The 820-nt window shown below is 51.1% G+C and carries 1 protein-coding gene; it reads left to right on the top strand.

The genetic code is table 11. The features are described from left to right. Nucleotides 1-820 (top strand): phosphate ABC transporter substrate-binding protein PstS (gene pstS / locus PMIT1303_RS00450; protein ID WP_063397075.1); only part of this gene is annotated, 820 nt, incomplete at its 5' end.

Here is an 820-nt window from a genome sequence, read left to right on the forward strand (position 1 = left end):
GGGGCCGCAGGTCAACTATCAGGCTGTTGGCTCTGGATCTGGTCGTAAAGCCTTCATTGATCAGACCGTGAGCTTCGCGGCATCGGATGATCCGATGAAGCAAGAAGATATTGACAAGGTTCAGCGTGGCTTGGTGCAAATCCCCATGGTGGGAGGCACAATCGCCTTTGGCTACAACCGAGACTGCGATCTGAAGTTGACCCAACAGCAAGCGGTTGAAGTTGCTCTTGGCAGCATCAATGATTGGAATCAACTCAATTGCCCTGCAGGCAAGATCACCTGGGTGCATCGCTCTGATGGCTCTGGCACCACCAAGGCATTTACAAATTCCATGCAGGCCTTTTCTCAACAATGGACCTTGGGAACCGGTAAATCAGTGGAATGGCCAACAGGGGTGGGTGCTAAAGGGAATTCAGGTGTTGCTGGTGTGATTACAAATACACCTGGCGCGATCGGCTATGTGAATCAGTCATTCATCAAAGGAGATGTCAAAGCTGCTGCACTTGAAAATCTCTCTGGCGAGTTCCTCAAGCCAAGTGTGAGTACTGGAGCTGCTGCCCTCAATGGCATCCAGTTAGACGCCAATCTTGCCGGTACCAATCCAAATCCCACAGCCAAAGGTGCTTATCCGATTGCCACCCTCACCTGGTTGTTGGCATACAAAACTGGTAATGGCAGCAACCTTGACGCACTCAAAACAACCTTTGACTACATGTTGAGTGATGAGGCTCAGGCGCAAGCTGATGGGTTGGGCTTCGTTCCCCTTCAAGGCAAAATTCTCGACAAAGCTCGTAGTGCCGTTGGCTTGGTCAGCAAGTGA

The sequence above is a fragment of the Prochlorococcus sp. MIT 1303 genome, assembly GCF_001631965.1.
Classification (GTDB): domain Bacteria; phylum Cyanobacteriota; class Cyanobacteriia; order PCC-6307; family Cyanobiaceae; genus Prochlorococcus; species Prochlorococcus marinus_D.